This window comes from Nocardioides sp. LML1-1-1.1 (assembly GCF_040676175.1).
Classification (GTDB): domain Bacteria; phylum Actinomycetota; class Actinomycetes; order Propionibacteriales; family Nocardioidaceae; genus Nocardioides.
Window position 1 is genome coordinate 113,908 of record NZ_JBEGHK010000004.1, and the last position, 16,733, is coordinate 130,640.

The window sequence follows — 16,733 nt, forward strand, 5'->3', positions numbered from 1 at the left end:
GGCGCGCGGAGCTCACCAGAGCGGCGGGCGGCGGTCCCGCCACGGGGCCGCCGCCTCGACCTGCGCGGCGAGGGAGAGCAGCAGCTCCTCCTCGGCGGGCCGAGCGGCGAGCATCATCCCGATCGGGAGCCCGTCGCCGCTCTGGTGCAGCGGCAGCGAGATCGCCGGCATGCCGGTCACGTTCCACGCCGAGGTCCACGGCGTGAAGCGCTTCTGCGCCTCGAAGTCCGCCTCCGGGTCGGCGTCGTCACGGATCGCGCCGACCGGGAGCGGCAGGGTGGCCAGGGTCGGCGTCAGCACGGCGTCGTACGGCGCCAGGGCGACCAGCGCCTCGCCGGCGTGGCGCCGCAGGGCGCCGATCGCCGCCCCGAACGCCGGCCCGGAGACCGCCTCGCCCCGCTCGCCCAGCCAGCAGGTGAGCGGTCGCAGGCCGGCCCGCTGCTCGGCCGACAGCGGCGCGGTGGAGAGCCCGGTGAGCACCGCCCAGCAGGTCTCGAACTCCGGCACCGCCTCGGGCGGGATCGGCACGCTGATGTCGACGACCGTGTGGCCCAGCGAGGACAGCAGCCGGGTGGTCTCCTCGAAGGCCGCGCGCACCTCCGGGTGCACCTCGGTGGCGGCGATGACCGGGGCGTCGAAGCGGGCGATCCGCAGCCGGCCCGGCTCGCGCGCGGTCGCGGCGAGGAAGGTGTCGCCCGGGTCGGGCGCCCAGGACGGGTCCCCGGCCCGGCGCCCGGCGAGCACGTCGAGCAGGGCCGCGGCGTCGGCGACGGTGCGCGCGATCGGGCCGGAGACGGCGAGGCCGACCGGGTCGCCGTACATCGGGAAGCCGCTGACCCGGCCCCGGGTCGGCTTGAGCCCGACCAGGCCGCAGCAGGCGGCCGGGATCCGGATCGAGCCGCCGCCGTCGGAGCCCTGCGCCACCGGCACCAGGCCGGCGGCGACCGCCGCCGCGGCGCCGCCCGAGGAGCCACCCGCCATCCGGGTGGTGTCCCAGGGCGTGACGGCCGGCGGCCGGCCCTCCGGCTCGGTGTAGCAGGGCGAGCCGAACTCCGGGGTGCTCGTCTTGCCGAGGCTGACCAGCCCGGCCTCCTCGATCGCCAGCGTCACCGCGTCGGAGACGTCCGGCACGAAGCCGGCGTAGGCCGGTGAGCCGAACTCCGTGGGCACGCCCCGGGTGAGGTTGAGGTCCTTGATCGCCGTCGGTACGCCGGCCAGCGGCGAGGCGCCGTCGCCGACCGGCCCGACGGCCGCGACCTCCCGGGCCCGGCGGCGCGCGGCGTCCGGGTCGCGGAAGACGAACGCGCCGTCGACGTACTCCTGCGGGAGACGCGCGGCGCGTTCGAGGTAGTGCTCGGTGAGCTCGACGGGGCTGAGCTCGCCGGAGCGGATCAGGGCACCCTGCTCGAGGGCGGTCAGGTCGTGGAGATCGGCCACGACCCGACCGTAGCCCCCGTCAGGTTGGCCGGCTCGGTCGGCTCGGTCAGGCGGCGCTGGTCGCCGGGGCGAACTCGGCGAGGCGGGTCAGCGCGTCGAGCAGCTTGGCGCGGACCTCGGCGTCGGTGGTCGGGTCGACCTCGACGGCGGGCTGGGAGACGGTGACGTCCTCGACGACGATCGCACCGGCGATGCCGGCGGAGCGGGCGGTGTCGGCGTGGGCCCACTTGCCGCCGTACGGCGTGGGGGTGGCGCCGATGACGCCGAACGGCTTGCCGACGAGGGCACCGGCGCCGTAGGGGCGGGAGAGCCAGTCGATGGCGTTGTTGAGCACGGCCGGCATGGTGCCGTTGTACTCCGGGGTGACCGCGAGGACGCGGTCGGCGCCGGCGACCCGCTCACGCAGGGCGGCGGCGGCCTCGGGCGCGCTGCCGGCGTCGAGGTCCTCGTTGTAGAAGGGGATCTGCTCCAGGCCCGAGATGAGGTCGAGCTCGACGCCCGCGGGCGCCTCGTCGCGGAGGATCTCCGCGAGCTTGCGGTTGAGGGAGTCGGCGCGCAGGCTGCCGACCAGGACGGCGACGCGGGTGGTGTCAGTCATGCAGGTCGAAACGGACCGCGGTCCGCTTCCATTCCCGACGTTCGGAACTTTTTTCGCTGCGGCTGTCGGTGCCCACCCCTAGGCTGGCCGGACCATGCCGAAGGACCTCCCCCTGCTCACCGCAGCGCCGGTCGAGCGGCGCGACGCGGCACGCAACCGCCGGGCCCTGCTCGACGCCGCCGCCGAGCTGATGGGCGGCTGCGGCGTGGAGGCGCTGACGATGGATGCGCTCGCGGCGAGGGCCGGGGTCGGCAAGGGCACCGTCTTCCGCCGCTTCGGCAGCCGCGAGGGGTTGATGGCCTCCCTGCTCGACCACCGCGAGGCGGAGTGGCAGGCCGGGGTGATCAGCGGTCCCCCGCCGCTCGGTCCGGGCGCCCCGGCGCTGGAGCGGCTGCACGCCTTCGGCGCCTCCCGGCTGCGCCTGCACCTCGACCAGGCCGCGCTGATCGAGGCCGCCGGCCGGACGTGGGGCGAGAACCACGCCGTGCTCGGCTTCGCCGAGCTGCATGTGCGGCTGCTCCTCGGCGAGCTCGGCGTCGCCGGCGACGTCGCCTACCTCGCGACCGCGATCATCGCCCCTCTCGCCGTGCCCGTGCTGCGCCAGCAGATGCACGCCGGGATGAGCGAGCAGCAGATCCTCAGCGGCTGGCGGGACTTCGTGGACCGCCTCGTCGGAAGCGAGTGACCGCTCAGTCCACGTGGTGGCGCAGCAGGCCGTAGGTCAGCCCGTCCATCAGGGCCTCCCACGAGGCCTCGATGACGTTGGCACCCACGCCGACGGTGACCCAGGTCGACTCGCCGTCGCTGGTCTCGATGAGCACCCGGGTGATCGCGTCGGTGCCGTGGCCCTGGTCGAGGATGCGCACCTTGAAGTCGACCAGCTCGAACTTCGCGATCTCCGGGAAGGCCTGCACGATCGCCGTGCGCAGCGCCTGGTCGAGCGCGTTGACCGGCCCGTTGCCCTCACCGGTGACGACGTAACGCACCCCCGCCGCGTGGAGCTTGACCGTCGCCTCGGAGACGGCCTCCTCCCCCGGCTGGGCGTGGGTGAGCGTCTCGGTGATGACCCGCCAGCTCTCCACCTCGAAGTACGACGGCCGACGGCCCTCGGCCTCCTCCTTCAGCAGCAGCTCGAAGGAGGCGTCCGCGGCCTCGAAGGTGTAGCCGCGCGACTCCAGCTCCTTGACCCGCGCGGTCACCCGGTTGACGACCTCCGGCGACTCGGACAGGTCGAAGCCGAGCTCCTTGCCCTTGAGCTCGATCGAGGCGCGCCCGGCCATCTCGGAGACGAGCAGCCGCATGTCGTTGCCGACCCCCGCCGGGTCCATGTGCTGGTAGAGGTCGGGGTCGACCTTGATCGCGCTCGCGTGCAGGCCGGCCTTGTGCGCGAAGGCGGACGTGCCGACGTACGGCTGGCGGGAGGCGGGCGGCACGTTGGTCACCTCGGCGACGGCGTGCGCGATCCGGGTGGCCTCGCCCAGCAGCCCCGGCGGCAGCACCTGCCGGTCGAGCTTGAGCTCCAGGTTGGCGACCACGTTGACGAGGTCGGCGTTGCCGGTGCGCTCGCCGTAGCCGTTGATGCAGCCCTGGACGTGGGTGGCGCCCGCGTCGACCGCGGCGAGGGTGTTGGCGACCGCGCAGCCGGTGTCGTTGTGGCAGTGGATGCCGACCCGGACCTGGGCGTTCTCGATCACGTCGTGCACGACGTCGGAGACCCAGCCGGGCAGCATCCCGCCGTTGGTGTCGCACAGCGCGATCACCTCCGCCCCCGCGTCGTACGCCGTGCGGAGGACCTCGAGCGCGTAGGACCGGTCCAGCCGGTAACCGTCGAAGAAGTGCTCGGCGTCCAGGAACACCTGCTGCCCCTCGGCCCGCAGGTGGCTGACGGTGTCGCGGACCATCGCGAGGTTCTCCTCCAGCGTGGTCCGCAGCGCCTTCTCGACGTGCCCGGCGTGCGACTTGGCGACCAGGGTGACCACGCCCGCGCCGCTCTCGCGCAGCGCCGCCACCAACGGGTCGTCGGCGGCGACGGCACCGGCCCGGCGGGTGGCGCCGAAGGCCGCGAGCCGGGCGTGCTTCAGGTCCAGCTCGGTGGCCGCGCGCCGGAAGAACTCGGTGTCCTTGGGGTTGGCGCCGGGCCAGCCGCCCTCGATGTAGCCCACCCCGAGCCCGTCGAGCTGCCGGGCGATCGCCAGCTTGTCCGCGACCGTCGGGTTGAGCCCCTCCTGCTGCATGCCGTCGCGCAGGGTGGTGTCGTAGACGTGGAAGGAGCCGTGAAGATCGAGCTGCTGGTTCATCGAGGTCTCTCGGGTGGGCGTCGTACGGGCAAAACAAAAGCCTCCCGGCAACGAGAGGCTGGCGCGTCCGGGGCTCCGGACGCGCTAGGTAATGATCGACGTGCTGGTGGTCACAGGCTCAGTCTGCCACGTGCGGCGCCCGCGGCGGCTCACAGTCCGAAAGGACCGCCGACCCACGGCACCCAGCTCACGCCTTTGCCCGCGACCAGCACGCCGAGCAGCGCGGCGAGCGCCAGCAGCCCCGCGCAGGTGAGCGCCCAGGGCAGCGGACGGCGGCAGGCCGGGAACAGCACGCGGGCCACCGGCGAACGGAACCGGCTGCTGCCCGGCCCCGACCACAGCGCCAGCGCGAGCACCGCCCCGCACGCCATCAGGGTGCTCGGCACCTCGACGGCCAGGGCGTAGCAGATCAACCCCGCGGCGGCGCCGAGCCCGGCGCTCCACAGCACCAGCACGGTCGTGCCGGTGACGGCGCGGACCATGTGCCAGGGGCTGGAGGTGACCAGGCGCAGGCCGTCGTACCACTTGATGCCGCGGACGGTACGACGCTGCGCGACGGCCGAGGCGGCCAGCGAGCCCGCGCGCAGCAGCCACACCGCGAGGACGACGAGCGCGAGCGCCACCCAGGGTGCCGCCGCGAAGCCGGCACCGACCGCGACGGCACCCGCACCGAGCGCGGTCCAGCGCCGCAGCCGCTCGGGCAGCGGCACCTGCGGCTCCGGGCCGAACGGGGCGTCGGGGTCGAAGCCGTGCTGCTGGTCCCACTCCTCCTCGATCCGGCGCAGCGCGTCGGGCGTGACGGTCGGCGGTGCCGGCGTCGGGTCCTGGCGCAGGGTCGGTGGCGGCGGCGGAGGCAGCGCGGGCGTCGGCGCGAGCGACTCCGGGGTGGTGCGCGGCGGGGCCGGGGCGGCCGCCGCGACCGGGGCGCCCGCCTGGGCGGCCAGCGCGAGCGGCAGGGTGAAGTCGTCCTCGGCCTCGGCCGGCGGCTCGAAGAGCGCCCCCGGCGGGGCGGCCGGCGGCAGGTCCGGCCGGGTGCTCAACGGCCGCAACCAGGCCAGCACCTCCTCCAGCAGCGGCCGCTCCAGCGGGTCCGGGTGCAGCGCCGCGGCGAGCACGTCGGCCATCGGCTGCGCGATGCCGCTGAGGTCGTGCTGGCCGCGGCGGGTGCGGTCCATGACCGCCATCGCGGGGCCGCGGCCGTAAGGAGCGCGGCCGGTGGCGGCGTACGCGACCGTCACGGCCCACGCGTGCACGTCGGCGGCGGGGGTCGCCTCGTCGCCGTAGAGGATCTCGGGGGCGAGGTAGCCCGGCGTGCCCAGCAGCCAGCCGGTCTGGGTGAGCCGGATGTCGTCGGCGACCCGAGCCAGGCCGAAGTCGATGAGGATCGGGGTGCGGCCCTCCATCAGCACGTTGCCGGGCTTGACGTCGCGGTGCAGGACGCCGACCGCGTGCACCGCGCCCAGGCCCTCCGCGAGGCAGCCGGCGAGCCAGTGCAGGTCGGGGCCCTCGACCGGTCCCTCGGTCGCGACGTGCTCGTGCAGCGAGAGGCCGGGGACGTAGCGGGTCACGACGTAGGGCACCTCGGCCCACGGGTCGGCCGCCAGCATCTCGGCCACCCACGGGCTGCGCACCCGGGTCAGCGAGCTGACCTCGCGGGCCAGCCGGCCGCGGGCCTCCTGGTCACCGACGACCTGCGGGCGCAGCACCTTGAGCGCCACCCGGCGCCCGTCGGAGCCGCGGGCGAGGTGGACGATGCCCATGCCGCCCTCGCCCAGGCGGGTCAGCAGCGTGTAGTCGCCCACCCGGGTGGGCGCGCCGCTGTCAGGTCGCATCGTCACGCAGCGAGATTACCCGGGGAGGCCCCGCTCGAATCAGCGCCGCGCGCGGCCGGCGAGGCACACGGCGCCGCCGACGACCGCGACCAGGCCGAGGAAGAGGATGCCGACACCCGCGAGCGGGATGTCGGCCCCGTCGGCCGGCAGGCTCAGCAGGTGGGCCTCGGCACCCGCGACGGCGACCGCCCCGAGCGCGGTCGCGGCCGCTGCGGCCGGACGGACCGCGCCGCGGCGCACGGCGGCGCCGAGGACGCCGAGGAGGGCGAGCGCGAGGACGGCGGTCACCACGACCACCACCCGGTCGCCACTGCGCGGCAGGGCGACGATCGCGGCGAACGACGCCGCGACCAGTGCGGCGAGGAGACGGGCGGACCGGACCAGGTGGGGGGTGCTCATGGACGGAGCCTCCCGGCCCGCGCGGCCGCCCGGGAGGGTACGGATACTCAGTCCCGTGCGTCGAGCTCGGCGACGAGCCGCCGCGGCGTCACCCGGCGGTACGACGCGTCGACCAGCTCCGCGATCTCCGTCCAGTCCGTCGCGGGGTCGGCCAGGTCGATCGCGCGGCCACCCGAGGGGCCGTAGTAGGCGGGCACGAAGAAACGCTCGTCGGCGTCGAGCGCCGGCAGGTCCACCGGGTCGGGCGTGAAGACCAGCGCGCTCGGGACCATCCGGTGCTCACCCGGCCGGATCTTCTCCGAGCCGCCGAAGACCGCGAAGACCTTGGCGGTGCGGAAGGTCGGCCGGCCGTGGCTGACCCGCTCCTCCGCACCCGGCAGCGCCAGGCAGATCCGGCGCAGCTCGGCCAGCCCGGGGTCGTCGTCGCTGAACATGATCGGGTGCGCCATGGGCTCAGTGAAGCACCCGGCACCGGCATGGCTCCTAGACTTCCCTGGTGCCGATCTCCCTGACGCTCCTCGACGGCGTGCGCTGGGACGGTACGCCGGTGCCGGGCGAGCGTCCGCAGGCGCTGCTCGCCGCCCTGGCCACCGCCGGGCGCACCGTCGGCACCGAGCGGCTGGTCGCCCTGGTCTGGGGCGAGGACGTCCCGGCCAACCCGGGCAAGGCGCTGCAGGTGCTGGTGTCCCGGGTGCGGGCGGTCGTGGGCGCGGCGACCCTGGTGACCGACGGCGACGGCTACCGGCTCACGCTGGCCGCCGACCAGGTGGACGCCCGCCTGCTGCGGACGCAGGCCCGTGCGGCCCGCGAGGCGTTGGCCACCGATCCCGCCGCCGCCCTCGCGCTCGCCGACACGGCGCTCGCCCTGGCCCCGGCCGGTGTCCCCGAGCCGGCCGCCGGCCCGCTCGCCGACCTGCGCCGCGACGCCGAGGAGGACCTCCGCGCGGCGGCGGTCGTCCGGGCCCGCGCGCTGGCCAGGGTCGGCCGTCCCGCCGACGCGCTGCCCGGGCTGGAGCGCGCCGCGCGCGAGCAGCCCGGCGACGAGGCGCTGCTGGCCGACCTGCTCCGTGCCGAGGCCGCCGTGCGTGGGCCGGCGGCGGCGCTGGAGCGCTTCTCCGCCTACCGCGCGGGGGTCCAGGACCGGCTCGGCAGCGACCCGGGCCCCGACCTCCAGCGGGTGCACCGCGAGCTGCTCGCGAGCGACAGCCCGGTGCGCGAGGGCGTGCGCTACGCCGCCGGGCCGCTGCTGGGCCGCGACGACGACCTCCGCACCGTGGAGGGCCTGCTCGCGTCGGCCCGGGTGGTCTCGGTCGTCGGTCCCGGCGGGCTCGGGAAGACGACCCTCGCGCACACGGTCGCCCGCGAGGCCACCCAGCCGGTGGTGCACTTCGTCGAGCTGGTCGGCGTCACCGCGCCGGAGGACCTGGTGGGCGAGGTCGGCTCGGCGCTCGGCGTGCGCGACTCGGTCGCCGGCCGTCGTACCTTGACCCCGGAGCAGCGCGCCGACGTCCGGGCCCGGATCGCCCAGCAGCTCGACCAGGCGCCGACCCTGCTGGTGCTCGACAACTGCGAGCACGTCGTGGCGGCGGTCGCCGACCTCGTCGCCTTCCTCGTCGCGACCACCCGCGAGCTGCGGGTGCTGACGACCACCCGGGCGCCGCTGGCGATCGCGGCGGAGCGGGTGCACCTGCTCCCCCACCTCGGTACGACGGACGCGGTGGACCTGTTCCGCACCCGCGCCGAGGCGGCCCGCCCCGGCGTGCTGCTGGAGGAGACGGCGGTCCGGGCCGTCGTCGACCGGCTCGACGGGCTGCCGCTCGCCATCGAGCTCGCGGCCGCCAAGGTCCGGGTGATGAGCCCGGCCGAGATCGCGCGCCGCCTCGACGACCGCTTCCGGCTGCTGCGCGGCGGCGATCGCAGCGCGCCCGACCGGCACCGGACCCTGCTCGCGGTGATCGAGTGGTCGTGGCGGCTGCTGGAGGAGCGGGAGCGACGGGCGCTGCGCTACGTGTCCGCCTTCCACGACGGGTTCACCCTCGACGCCGCCGGCGCGGTGCTCGGCGAGGACGCGCTCGACGCTGTCGAGGACCTGGTCGACCAGTCCCTGCTGACGGTCACCGACGACGGGACGGCGACGCGCTACCGGGTGCTGGAGACGGTGCGTGAGTTCGGCCGGCTCCAGCGCGAGGCCACCGGTGAGTCGCAGAAGGTCGCCGCCGCGCTGCAGGCCTGGGCCGTGGACCTGGCCGCGCGCGAGGGCGCGCGGCTGTTCAGCCCCCGGCAGGCCGAGGCCATGGCCCACCTGCGCACCGAGGAGACGAACCTCGCCGACGTCCTGCGCGACGCGGTCGCCGGCGGTGACCCGGAGGCCGTGGCCGTGCTGTTCGGGACGCTCGGCGGCTTCTGGTCGATCAGCGGCGACCACTTCCGCAGCATGTCCCTCGCCCCGGCGATCGCGAGCGCGCTGCACGGCTGGGACGCCCCGCCCGCGCTCGCCGACACGGCCCGTGCTGCCCTGTGCGTCGCGTTGTTCAGCGCCCGCTTCACCGGCTCCGCGGATGCCGAGCAGCTCGTCGACCAGCTCGCCGCGCTCGGCCCGGGCGAGGAGGGCCGGGCGCTGGCCGCACTGGTGCGGGTCACCCTGGCCCAGTCCGAGGGGATGGGCACCGACCTCACCTACCTGATCGACGACGCCGACCCCTGGGTGCGCTGCCTGGCCCTGCAGTGGTCCGCCCACCAGTGGGAGAACTCCGGCGACCCGCGCCGCGCCGTCGAGGCGCTGCACGCGGCGCTCCCCCTCGTCCGTCCCGAGGAGGGGCCCTGGCGCCGGGCGATGGTCGACGCCCAGCTCGCCGAGCTGCACGCCCAGCTCGGCGACCCGGCCCAGGCCGCCGCGCACGCCCGCGCCGCGCTGCCCGTCCTGGACCTGCTCGGGGCGACCGACGACGCCATCCAGAGCCGGTCCATCCTCGCGATGGCCGCGATGATCGACGACGACCTCGCCACGGCCACCGCCCTCGTGGAGCAGATCAGTGCGCTCGCGCCCACCGGGCTGCCCGGCGGCGACGTCGCCATCCTCAACAGCCGCGCCCAGCTGGCCATCGCCACCGGCGATGCCGCGGAGGGCCTGCGGCTGCACCGCCAGGCCGCCGAGGCCAGCCGCTCCCTGCGCCTGCCGGGCTCGCTGGAGGGCGCCACCCCGTGGGCGATCTCCGGCGAGGCGGTCGCCGTCTCCGCCTTCGCGTCGTACGGCGTGGGCGAGGAGGGCACCGACCTGCGCGACGCCCTCGCCGCCAAGGCGCTCGACGCGCTCGACCCCGAGCGACCGTTCATGGACTACCCCATCGGTGGGCTCGTCCTCTTCGGGCTCGGGCTGTGGGCCCTGCTGCGCACCGACCGCCCCGCCGCGGACGCGGTGCGGGTGCTGGTCCTCGCGGACCGCTTCTCCTACTACCGCTTCGCCCCGACGATGCAGTGGGACCGGGCCCGCGGGCTGTGCGAGGAGCGCGCGCCCGGCGTGCTGGCCGCGGTGGAGGCGGAGTACGGCGAACGGCGCGGACCCGACCTGCTGGTCGAGGCCCGCGCCGCCCTCCAGCGCCTGCTCTGAGTCACATCTTGCGCGAGTAGGTCCGCACCGCCAGCGGGGCGAAGACCGCCACCACCACGAGGCAGCCGAGCACCGCCCAGCCGACCTGGCCGGTGAGGTCGCCGTCGTTCATCAGGTCGCGCACCGCGGTGACCACGTGCGAGACCGGGTTGACGTTCACGAACGCCTCAAGCCAGCGCGGCAGGGTGTCGACCTCGACGAAGGCGTTGGACAGGAAGGTCAGCGGGAACATGATCATCATGCCGATGCCCTGCACCGCCTGGGCCGAGCGCGCGACGGTGCCCAGCCAGCAGAAGATCCACGACAGCGACCAGCCGGCGAAGACCGTCAACGCCCAGCCGGCGACCACGCCGCCGACGCCACCGCCGGGGCGGTAGCCCATCGCGATGCCGACCAGGATGGTGATCGTCGCGGCCGTGCCGTACCGGATCAGGTCGGCGAGCATCGGCCCCGCCAGCGGGGCGATCCGGGCGATCGGCAGGGACTTGAAGCGGTCGAAGACCCCCTTGTCCATGTCCTCGCGCATCTGGGTGCCCGTCGCCATGCAGGCGGTGAGCGCGGTCTGGGCGAGGATGCCGGGGATGATCAGCGGCAGGTAGTCCGCCACCGAGCCCGACACCGCGCCGCCGAAGATGTAGGCGAACATCGCGGTGAACAGGATCGGCTGCAGGGTCACGTCGAAGAACTGTTCCGGGTTGCGGCGCATCTTCTTGGTGGCCCGCCAGGCCATCGCGAGGGTCTGGTTGAGGGTGTCGCGCAGCGAGGGACGTGCGGCAAGCGGGCGGTCGGGAGCCGCCGCGGCCGGGGCCGTGGTCGTCTCGGGAAGCAGCGTGGTCATCAGGCCACCTCCTCCTGGGTCTCGTGGGTGTCGTCCTCGGCGTGGTGACCGGTCAGGGTCAGGAAGACCTCGTCGAGGGTGGGCTGGCGTACGGCGGCCGTGGTGATGTCGACCTCGCCCTGGCGCAGCGCGATGAGGACGTCGGCGGTCTGGTTGGCGTCGCTCAGCGCGATGTTGAGGCCACCGGCCTCCGGGGTGAGCACGGGCGCCTCGCCGAGCACCCGCTCGACGATCTGCGCGGCGCGGGCGGTCTGCTCGCGCTGGGCGACCCGCAGGTGCAGGGTCGAGCTGCCGACGCTCGTCTTGAGCTGGTCCGGCGTACCCTCGGCGACCTTGCGGCCGCGGTCGATCACCGCGATCCGGTCGGCCAGCTGGTCGGCCTCGTCGAGGTACTGCGTCGTCAGCAGGATCGTCGAGCCCTGCGCCACCAGCTCGCGGATCGTGTCCCACATCTGGCCGCGGGTGCGCGGGTCCAGACCCGTCGTCGGCTCGTCGAGGAAGATCAGCGGCGGCCGGGCGATCAGCGAGGCCGCGAGGTCCAGCCGACGACGCATGCCGCCGGAGAAGTTCTGGATCTGGCGGTTCGCTGCCTCCTCCAGGCCGAACCGGCCCAGCAGGTCCGCCGCCGTACGCCGGGCCTGGCCGGTCGACTGACCGAGCAGCCGGGCGAAGAGGATCAGGTTCTCGGCACCGGTGAGGTTCTCGTCGACCGAGGCGTACTGCCCGGTCACGCCGACCAGCTGGCGGATCTTGTGCGGCTCGCGTCGTACGTCGACGCCGAAGACGTGCGCCTCACCGCCGTCGATCGGCAGCAGGGTCGCCAGCATCTTCAAGGTGGTGGTCTTGCCGGCACCGTTGGGCCCCAGCACGCCGAAGATCTCTCCGGGCCGGACCTCGAGGTCGATGCCGTCGACGGCGTTGAAGTCGCCGAAGGTCTTCACGAGACCCTGGGCCTGCACCGCGTTCGTCGTGGTCATGGTCGCTCCTTCTCGCCGGGGATCGACCCGGCTGATGAGGGAAGCGTGGACCCGAGCGGTTTCACGGTGGTTTCACCGCGCCTTCGCGACCGCCACCTGCGCGTCGCGGGCCCGGCCGGGGCACCGCTCGGCGGCTTCGACGGGGACCCCGCCGCCGGCGTCGGCCAGGCTCGCGACGGAGATCTCGCTCGCTAGCCGGCGGCACCCCGAGGCGCCGGCGAGCGGTGCCCCGTCCTGCCCCGCAACGCGCACGTGGCCGCCCCCGATCCGGGGACGGCCACGTGTCGGGCGGGAGGTGTCAGGAGACCTGGTGCATCCAGCCGAAGGTGTCCTCGTTGCGGCCCAGCTGCACGCCCACGAGCGCCTCGCGGATCCGCATGGTCAGGTCCTGGCCGGCGGGGGCGGGGACCTCGCCGCCGTCGTACTTGAGCGAGCCGACGGGCGTCACGACCGCGGCCGTGCCACAGGCGAAGATCTCGGTGATCCGGCCGCTGGTGACGCCCTCGCGCCACTCGTCGATGCCGAAGCGTCGCTCGGTGACCTGGTGGCCCATCTTGCCGGCCAGCTCGATGATCGAGGCGCGGGTGATGCCCTCGAGGATGGTGCCGGTCTCGGGGGTGACGATGGAGCCGTCGTCGTAGACGAAGTACATGTTCATCCCGCCGAGCTCCTCGACGTACTTGCCCTCCTGGGCGTCGAGGAAGACCACCTGGTCGCAGCCCTGGGCGTAGGCCTCCTGCTGGGCGACGAGCGAGGAGGCGTAGTTGCCGCCGGTCTTGGCGGCACCCATGCCACCGCGGCCGGCACGGGTGTACTCCTCGGTCAGCCACAGGGTGACCGGCTTGACCCCGCCCTTGAAGTAGGCGCCGGCGGGGCTGGCGATGACCATGAAGGTGACGTGCTGCGCGGGCCGCACGCCGAGGAACTTCTCCGAGGCGAACATGAACGGCCGCAGGTAGAGGCTCTTCTCGCCGCCGTCGGCGTTGCCGGGCACCCAACGGGCGTCGACCTTGACGAGCTCGGCGACCGCCTCGACGAAGTCGGGCACCTCGAGCACGGGCAGCGCGAGCCGGTGGCTGGAGCGCTTCATCCGCTCCGCATTGGCCTCGGGGCGGAACAGCCACAGCGAGTCGTCGGCGTGGCGGTAGGCCTTCATCCCCTCGAAGGTCTCCTGGGCGTAGTGCAGGACGGCCGCCGCGGGGTCGAGGGTGATCGGGCCGTACGGCGTGATGCGCGCGTCGTACCAGCCCTTCTCCGGCGTCCACTCGACGGTGAACATGTGGTCGGAGAAGTGCGTGCCGAAGCCGGGGTTGGACAGGATCTCTGCCAGCCGGGCGTCGTCGGTGGGGTGCGCAGAGAGCGTGGTGGTGATCTGCATGGTCAAGAATCTAGTCCTCTCGGGGCGTGGGTACGAGTTGACGACGTGACCCACGCCACCGGGAGTCCGCAGGCGTGGATCAGCCGGCTACTCGCGCGGCGATCGCGTCGCCCACCTCGGGGGTACGACGCTGCGTGGCCGGGTCCCGCTCGGTGAGGTCGGCGAGCACCGCGGCCTCGATCCGGGCGGCCGCCTCGGGGTGGCCGAGGTGGTCGAGCAGGAGCGCGCCGGACAGGATCGCGGCAGTGGGGTCGGCGACCAGCTGGCCGGCGATGTCGGGGGCCGAGCCGTGCACGGGCTCGAACATGGAGGGCGCGGTCCGGTCCGGGTTGACGTTGCCGGACGCGGCCAGGCCGATGCCGCCGGTGATCGCGGCGGCGAGGTCGGTGACGATGTCGCCGAACAGGTTGTCGGTGACGATCACGTCGAAGCGCTGCGGGTCCGTGGCGAGGTAGATCATCACGGCGTCGATGTGGCTGTAGTCGGTCGCGACGTCGGGGTACTCCTGCGCCACCTCCTGGAACAGCCGCCACCACACGGAGCCGGCGTTGACGAGGACGTTGGTCTTGTGGACCAGGGTGAGCTTCTTGCGCGGGCGCTTCTGGGCCCGGGCGAAGGCGTCGCGGATGACCCGCTCGACGCCGAAGGCGGTGTTGACCGACACCTCGGTGGCGACCTCGGCCGGCGTACCGACGCGCAACGCGCCGCCGTTGCCGGTGTAGGGGCCCTCGGTGCCCTCACGGACGACCACGAAGTCGATGTCGCCCTTGCCGAGCACCGCGTCGGACAGCGGCGCGACCGAGCCCGGGAAGAGCCGCGAGGGACGCAGGTTGACGTAGTGGTCGAGCTCGAAGCGGAGCTTGAGCAGCAGCCCGCGCTCGAGGATGCCCGGGGGCAGGTTCGGGTCGTTGGGCTTGCCGCCGACCGCGCCGAGCAGGATCGCGTCCTGGCCCTTGATCTCCTGCAGCACGCTCTCCGGCAGCACCTCACCGGTGGCGAGGTAGCGCTCGGCACCGAGGTCGTACTGCGTCCGGGAGAACTTCAGCTCCGCAGGCGCCGCGACCTCGAGGACCTTGAGGGCCTCGGCGGTGACCTCGGGACCGATGCCGTCTCCGGGGATGACGGCGAGGTCGACCTGTCCGGTCGCGGGCGTGAAGGGGGTGGCGTCGGTCATGGCGAAAAGGCTAGTTGTCGTCCGGGAACGCGTCGTCGCCGTCTCGCAGGGCAGTCCCGTACGACGCGTCGGCGTCGTGCAGGCCGGGCTGCTCGGGGTCGTGGCGGGCGGGGCCCCACTCCGAGGTGCTGGCGCTGAGGTGGGCGTAGCCGGTCGGGTTGGTCCGGCGGTCGGTGCTGAACATCGCTGTCTCTCCTGGGATGAGCTGGCTGGCTGGTGCTGTGCAAGCCCTGACCTCTCCCACCGCGGCGGGTGGGCGTCAGCTCGTGGGTCTCACGGGAGTCGACTGCGTCGGGGAGGCGGATCGCGCTGGTTGCCGATCGGTGGGCCCGCCGCGGTTGCGTCGGAGAAACGCCAGGGCTTCTGTTGGATCGAGAAGCCCGACGCGGTATCGGGGAACGCCGCAGTCACCGCGGCGAGGTGGCCTCTCTCAGGCCTCGCCGCGGCGCACGATTACGAGAAGAGCGCTCCGCATGATGGAGGGACTCTAACCCGCTCCCCCGTCCGTTGTCGCGCGACGTCCCACGATGCGGGCGCCCGGGGTGTCTCTCCATCCGAGATCGCGGTCCCGCCCCTTGAACGCGGAGCGAGACTCGATCCATGAGCGCGCCTCCCGACCTGCCCGACGTGGTGACCCGCGCGTTCGACGTCTCCCGCCGCGCGGGCTACGTCTCCTTCTGCCGCAACGAGACCGGCCGGCTGCTGGCCGCGCTCGCCGCCACCCGCGAGGGCACGATGGCCGAGTTCGGCACCGGCTGCGGCGTCGGTACGGCGTGGCTGCGCTCCGGCGTGCGCAACGACAAGGCCCGCATCCTCACCGCCGAGCTCGAGCCCCGGCTCGCCGCGGCCGCCGGCGAGATCTTCACCGACGACCCGCTCGTCGACGTGCTGGAGGCCGACTGGTCGACGTTGCTCGACAAGGGCCCGTTCTCGCTGCTCTTCCTCGACTCGGGCGACCCGTCCGCCGTACGGGTCGACAAGCTGGCCGACCTCGTCGAGCCCGGCGGCATCGTGGTGCTCGACGACTTCGTCCCGTGCGAGATGTGGCCACCGATCACCGGTGGCCGGGTGGACGTGCTGCGCGAGGAGTGGCTGACCGACGAGCGGTTCACCACCGTCGAGGTGATGGTCGCCCCGGACGCCTCCGCGCTGATCGCGACGCGGCGCTGACCGGTTTCGGTTTCACCACCTAGGTGGTGAAACCGGGTCCGGGCACACGAAAGTTGGTGTGCCCGGAACGAGTTTTCTGCGCTCAGTACGCCGGGACCCGCTCGGCCCTCGGCCCTCAGCCTCAGCCCTCGCCGCCGGCCTTCCGCTTGTCGTTGGCGATGTTGCGCGCGCTCGTCGAGCGACCCAGCGCACGGACCTCGGCGTCCATCCGCGGCAGGATGTCCGGCACCAGCCGCAGCACCGGCAGGTTGCCGACCGCGGAGTTGATGACGTTGCGGTTGAGCCCGGCACCACGCACCCAGCCGGGGCAGTAGACGTGCCGCGAGCGCTTGTCGACGCTCTTGACGAACGCCTTGACGCACGAGTCCACGTCGGTGGTCTTGTTGAGCGGCGGCGGGAGCTTGCTGAGCAGCTCCTGGAAGGTCGGCAGGTCGCTCTTGGCGTCCTGCACGAGCGGGGTGTCGATCCAGGACATATGGGCGCAGCCGACGCCGATGCCGAGGTGGGCGACCTCCAGGCGCAGCGCGTTCGCGAAGTGCTCGGCGCCCGCCTTCGATGCGTTGTACGCCGCCAGGCCCGGCGCCGCCGCGAAGGCGGCCAACGAGGAGACGACCAGCAGATAGCCCTTCGTCTTCTCCAGCTCGGGGATCGCGGCCCGGGCGGTGTTGAACACGCCGACCACGTTGATGTCCAGCGTGCGCTGGAAGGCGGCGGGGTCGATCGCCAGGACCGAGCCGTAGCTCGCGATGCCCGCGTTGGCGAGCACGGAGTCGAGCCGGCCGAAGCGCTCCACCGCGGCGGCCACGGCGGCCTCCATCGCGGCGAGGTCGGTCACGTCGGCGACGATGCCGAGCGCCTTGTCCGCCCCGATCGCGGCGACCGCCTCGTCCAGCGCCGGGCTGTCGAGGTCGGTGAGCACGAGCCTCGCACCGCGCGCGGCGAAGGCCTTGGCGGTCTCGAGGCCGATGCCCCGGGCGCCGCCGGTGATGAGGATGACCTGGTCGTTGATCGCCATGCAGGCGATGC

The 16,733-nt window shown here is 73.9% G+C and carries 16 protein-coding genes; 3 read left to right on the top strand and 13 right to left on the bottom strand.

Annotation, left to right across the window (positions count from 1 at the left end):
- Positions 1 to 12: 12 nt before the first annotated feature.
- Entirely contained in the window at positions 13 to 1,437 is a 1,425-nt protein-coding gene (locus tag MRBLML1_RS15680; RefSeq protein WP_364517560.1) for an amidase, read from the bottom strand.
- Between the two features lie 46 nt (positions 1,438 to 1,483).
- Positions 1,484 to 2,035, bottom strand: a complete 552-nt coding sequence (locus tag MRBLML1_RS15685) for an NAD(P)H-dependent oxidoreductase (protein WP_364517562.1) — start codon at positions 2,033 to 2,035, stop codon at positions 1,484 to 1,486.
- 94 nt (positions 2,036 to 2,129) lie between these two features.
- Here MRBLML1_RS15685 and MRBLML1_RS15690 point away from each other — a divergent pair, with 94 nt between their 5' ends.
- Positions 2,130 to 2,720, top strand: a complete 591-nt coding sequence (locus MRBLML1_RS15690; protein WP_364517564.1) for a TetR/AcrR family transcriptional regulator — start codon at positions 2,130 to 2,132, stop codon at positions 2,718 to 2,720.
- 4 nt (positions 2,721 to 2,724) lie between these two features.
- On the opposite strand, the gene cimA is transcribed toward MRBLML1_RS15690, so the two are convergent.
- The 4 genes from cimA to MRBLML1_RS15710 all read right to left on the bottom strand — a co-directional run bounded on the left by cimA (position 2,725) and on the right by MRBLML1_RS15710 (position 7,012).
- A complete protein-coding gene (cimA, locus tag MRBLML1_RS15695) occupies positions 2,725 to 4,332 on the bottom strand; it encodes a citramalate synthase (protein WP_364517566.1) in 1,608 nt (535 codons plus the stop codon).
- Between the two features lie 149 nt (positions 4,333 to 4,481).
- A complete protein-coding gene (locus MRBLML1_RS15700) occupies positions 4,482 to 6,164 on the bottom strand; it encodes a serine/threonine-protein kinase (RefSeq protein WP_364518176.1) in 1,683 nt (560 codons plus the stop codon).
- Between the two features lie 39 nt (positions 6,165 to 6,203).
- Positions 6,204 to 6,563, bottom strand: coding sequence for a hypothetical protein (locus MRBLML1_RS15705; RefSeq protein WP_364517568.1), 360 nt, complete (start codon positions 6,561 to 6,563; stop codon positions 6,204 to 6,206).
- 47 nt (positions 6,564 to 6,610) lie between these two features.
- Positions 6,611 to 7,012 (bottom strand): MmcQ/YjbR family DNA-binding protein, encoded by a 402-nt coding sequence (locus tag MRBLML1_RS15710; protein ID WP_364517570.1) that lies wholly within the window; start codon positions 7,010 to 7,012, stop codon positions 6,611 to 6,613.
- Between the two features lie 47 nt (positions 7,013 to 7,059).
- Here MRBLML1_RS15710 and MRBLML1_RS15715 point away from each other — a divergent pair, with 47 nt between their 5' ends.
- Complete coding sequence (locus MRBLML1_RS15715) at positions 7,060 to 10,170, top strand: ATP-binding protein (protein ID WP_364517572.1); 3,111 nt, start codon at positions 7,060 to 7,062, stop codon at positions 10,168 to 10,170.
- A 1-nt stretch (position 10,171) separates the two neighbouring features.
- On the opposite strand, the gene MRBLML1_RS15720 is transcribed toward MRBLML1_RS15715, so the two are convergent.
- The 6 genes from MRBLML1_RS15720 to MRBLML1_RS15745 form a co-directional block, all read right to left on the bottom strand.
- Positions 10,172 to 11,008: an ABC transporter permease gene (locus tag MRBLML1_RS15720; protein ID WP_364517574.1), complete on the bottom strand. Its 837-nt coding sequence runs from the start codon at positions 11,006 to 11,008 to the stop codon at positions 10,172 to 10,174.
- Positions 11,008 to 11,985 (bottom strand): ATP-binding cassette domain-containing protein, encoded by a 978-nt coding sequence (locus MRBLML1_RS15725; RefSeq protein WP_364517576.1) that lies wholly within the window; start codon positions 11,983 to 11,985, stop codon positions 11,008 to 11,010. The genes MRBLML1_RS15720 and MRBLML1_RS15725 overlap by 1 nt, the downstream gene beginning before the upstream one ends.
- A 72-nt stretch (positions 11,986 to 12,057) precedes the next feature.
- The gene (locus MRBLML1_RS15730; protein ID WP_364517578.1) at positions 12,058 to 12,237 is read right to left on the bottom strand and encodes a hypothetical protein; all 180 of its coding nucleotides are present in this window, start codon (positions 12,235 to 12,237) and stop codon (positions 12,058 to 12,060) included.
- Positions 12,238 to 12,283: 46 nt separating this feature from the next.
- On the bottom strand, positions 12,284 to 13,363 hold the full coding sequence (locus MRBLML1_RS15735; protein WP_364517580.1) for a branched-chain amino acid aminotransferase: 1,080 nt from the start codon (positions 13,361 to 13,363) through the stop codon (positions 12,284 to 12,286).
- 79 nt (positions 13,364 to 13,442) lie between these two features.
- Positions 13,443 to 14,537 carry a 3-isopropylmalate dehydrogenase gene (locus MRBLML1_RS15740; RefSeq protein ID WP_364517582.1) on the bottom strand — a complete coding sequence of 365 codons (1,095 nt, stop codon included), beginning with the start codon at positions 14,535 to 14,537 and terminating at the stop codon, positions 13,443 to 13,445.
- A 10-nt stretch (positions 14,538 to 14,547) separates the two neighbouring features.
- Positions 14,548 to 14,721, bottom strand: coding sequence for a hypothetical protein (locus tag MRBLML1_RS15745; protein ID WP_364517585.1), 174 nt, complete (start codon positions 14,719 to 14,721; stop codon positions 14,548 to 14,550).
- A 416-nt stretch (positions 14,722 to 15,137) separates the two neighbouring features.
- Here MRBLML1_RS15745 and MRBLML1_RS15750 point away from each other — a divergent pair, with 416 nt between their 5' ends.
- Positions 15,138 to 15,707 (top strand): O-methyltransferase, encoded by a 570-nt coding sequence (locus tag MRBLML1_RS15750; protein ID WP_364517587.1) that lies wholly within the window; start codon positions 15,138 to 15,140, stop codon positions 15,705 to 15,707.
- A gap of 121 nt (positions 15,708 to 15,828) precedes the next feature.
- Here the strand turns inward: MRBLML1_RS15750 and MRBLML1_RS15755 are convergent, their stop codons facing one another.
- Positions 15,829 to 16,722, bottom strand: coding sequence for an SDR family oxidoreductase (locus MRBLML1_RS15755; protein WP_364517589.1), 894 nt, complete (start codon positions 16,720 to 16,722; stop codon positions 15,829 to 15,831).
- Between the last annotated feature and the right edge of the window lie 11 nt (positions 16,723 to 16,733).

Coding starts and splice junctions, on each gene's coding strand:
- cimA (WP_364517566.1), bottom strand. CDS start 4,332: ATGAACCAGCAGCTCGATCTTCACGGCTCCTTCCACGTCTACGACACC.
- MRBLML1_RS15755 (WP_364517589.1), bottom strand. CDS start 16,722: ATGGCGATCAACGACCAGGTCATCCTCATCACCGGCGGCGCCCGGGGC.
- MRBLML1_RS15735 (WP_364517580.1), bottom strand. CDS start 13,363: ATGCAGATCACCACCACGCTCTCTGCGCACCCCACCGACGACGCCCGG.
- MRBLML1_RS15725 (WP_364517576.1), bottom strand. CDS start 11,985: ATGACCACGACGAACGCGGTGCAGGCCCAGGGTCTCGTGAAGACCTTC.
- MRBLML1_RS15705 (WP_364517568.1), bottom strand. CDS start 6,563: ATGAGCACCCCCCACCTGGTCCGGTCCGCCCGTCTCCTCGCCGCACTG.
- MRBLML1_RS15700 (WP_364518176.1), bottom strand. CDS start 6,164: ATGCGACCTGACAGCGGCGCGCCCACCCGGGTGGGCGACTACACGCTG.
- MRBLML1_RS15745 (WP_364517585.1), bottom strand. CDS start 14,721: ATGTTCAGCACCGACCGCCGGACCAACCCGACCGGCTACGCCCACCTC.
- MRBLML1_RS15750 (WP_364517587.1), top strand. CDS start 15,138: ATGAGCGCGCCTCCCGACCTGCCCGACGTGGTGACCCGCGCGTTCGAC.
- MRBLML1_RS15685 (WP_364517562.1), bottom strand. CDS start 2,035: ATGACTGACACCACCCGCGTCGCCGTCCTGGTCGGCAGCCTGCGCGCC.
- MRBLML1_RS15710 (WP_364517570.1), bottom strand. CDS start 7,012: ATGGCGCACCCGATCATGTTCAGCGACGACGACCCCGGGCTGGCCGAG.
- MRBLML1_RS15720 (WP_364517574.1), bottom strand. CDS start 11,008: ATGACCACGCTGCTTCCCGAGACGACCACGGCCCCGGCCGCGGCGGCT.
- MRBLML1_RS15690 (WP_364517564.1), top strand. CDS start 2,130: ATGCCGAAGGACCTCCCCCTGCTCACCGCAGCGCCGGTCGAGCGGCGC.
- MRBLML1_RS15740 (WP_364517582.1), bottom strand. CDS start 14,537: ATGACCGACGCCACCCCCTTCACGCCCGCGACCGGACAGGTCGACCTC.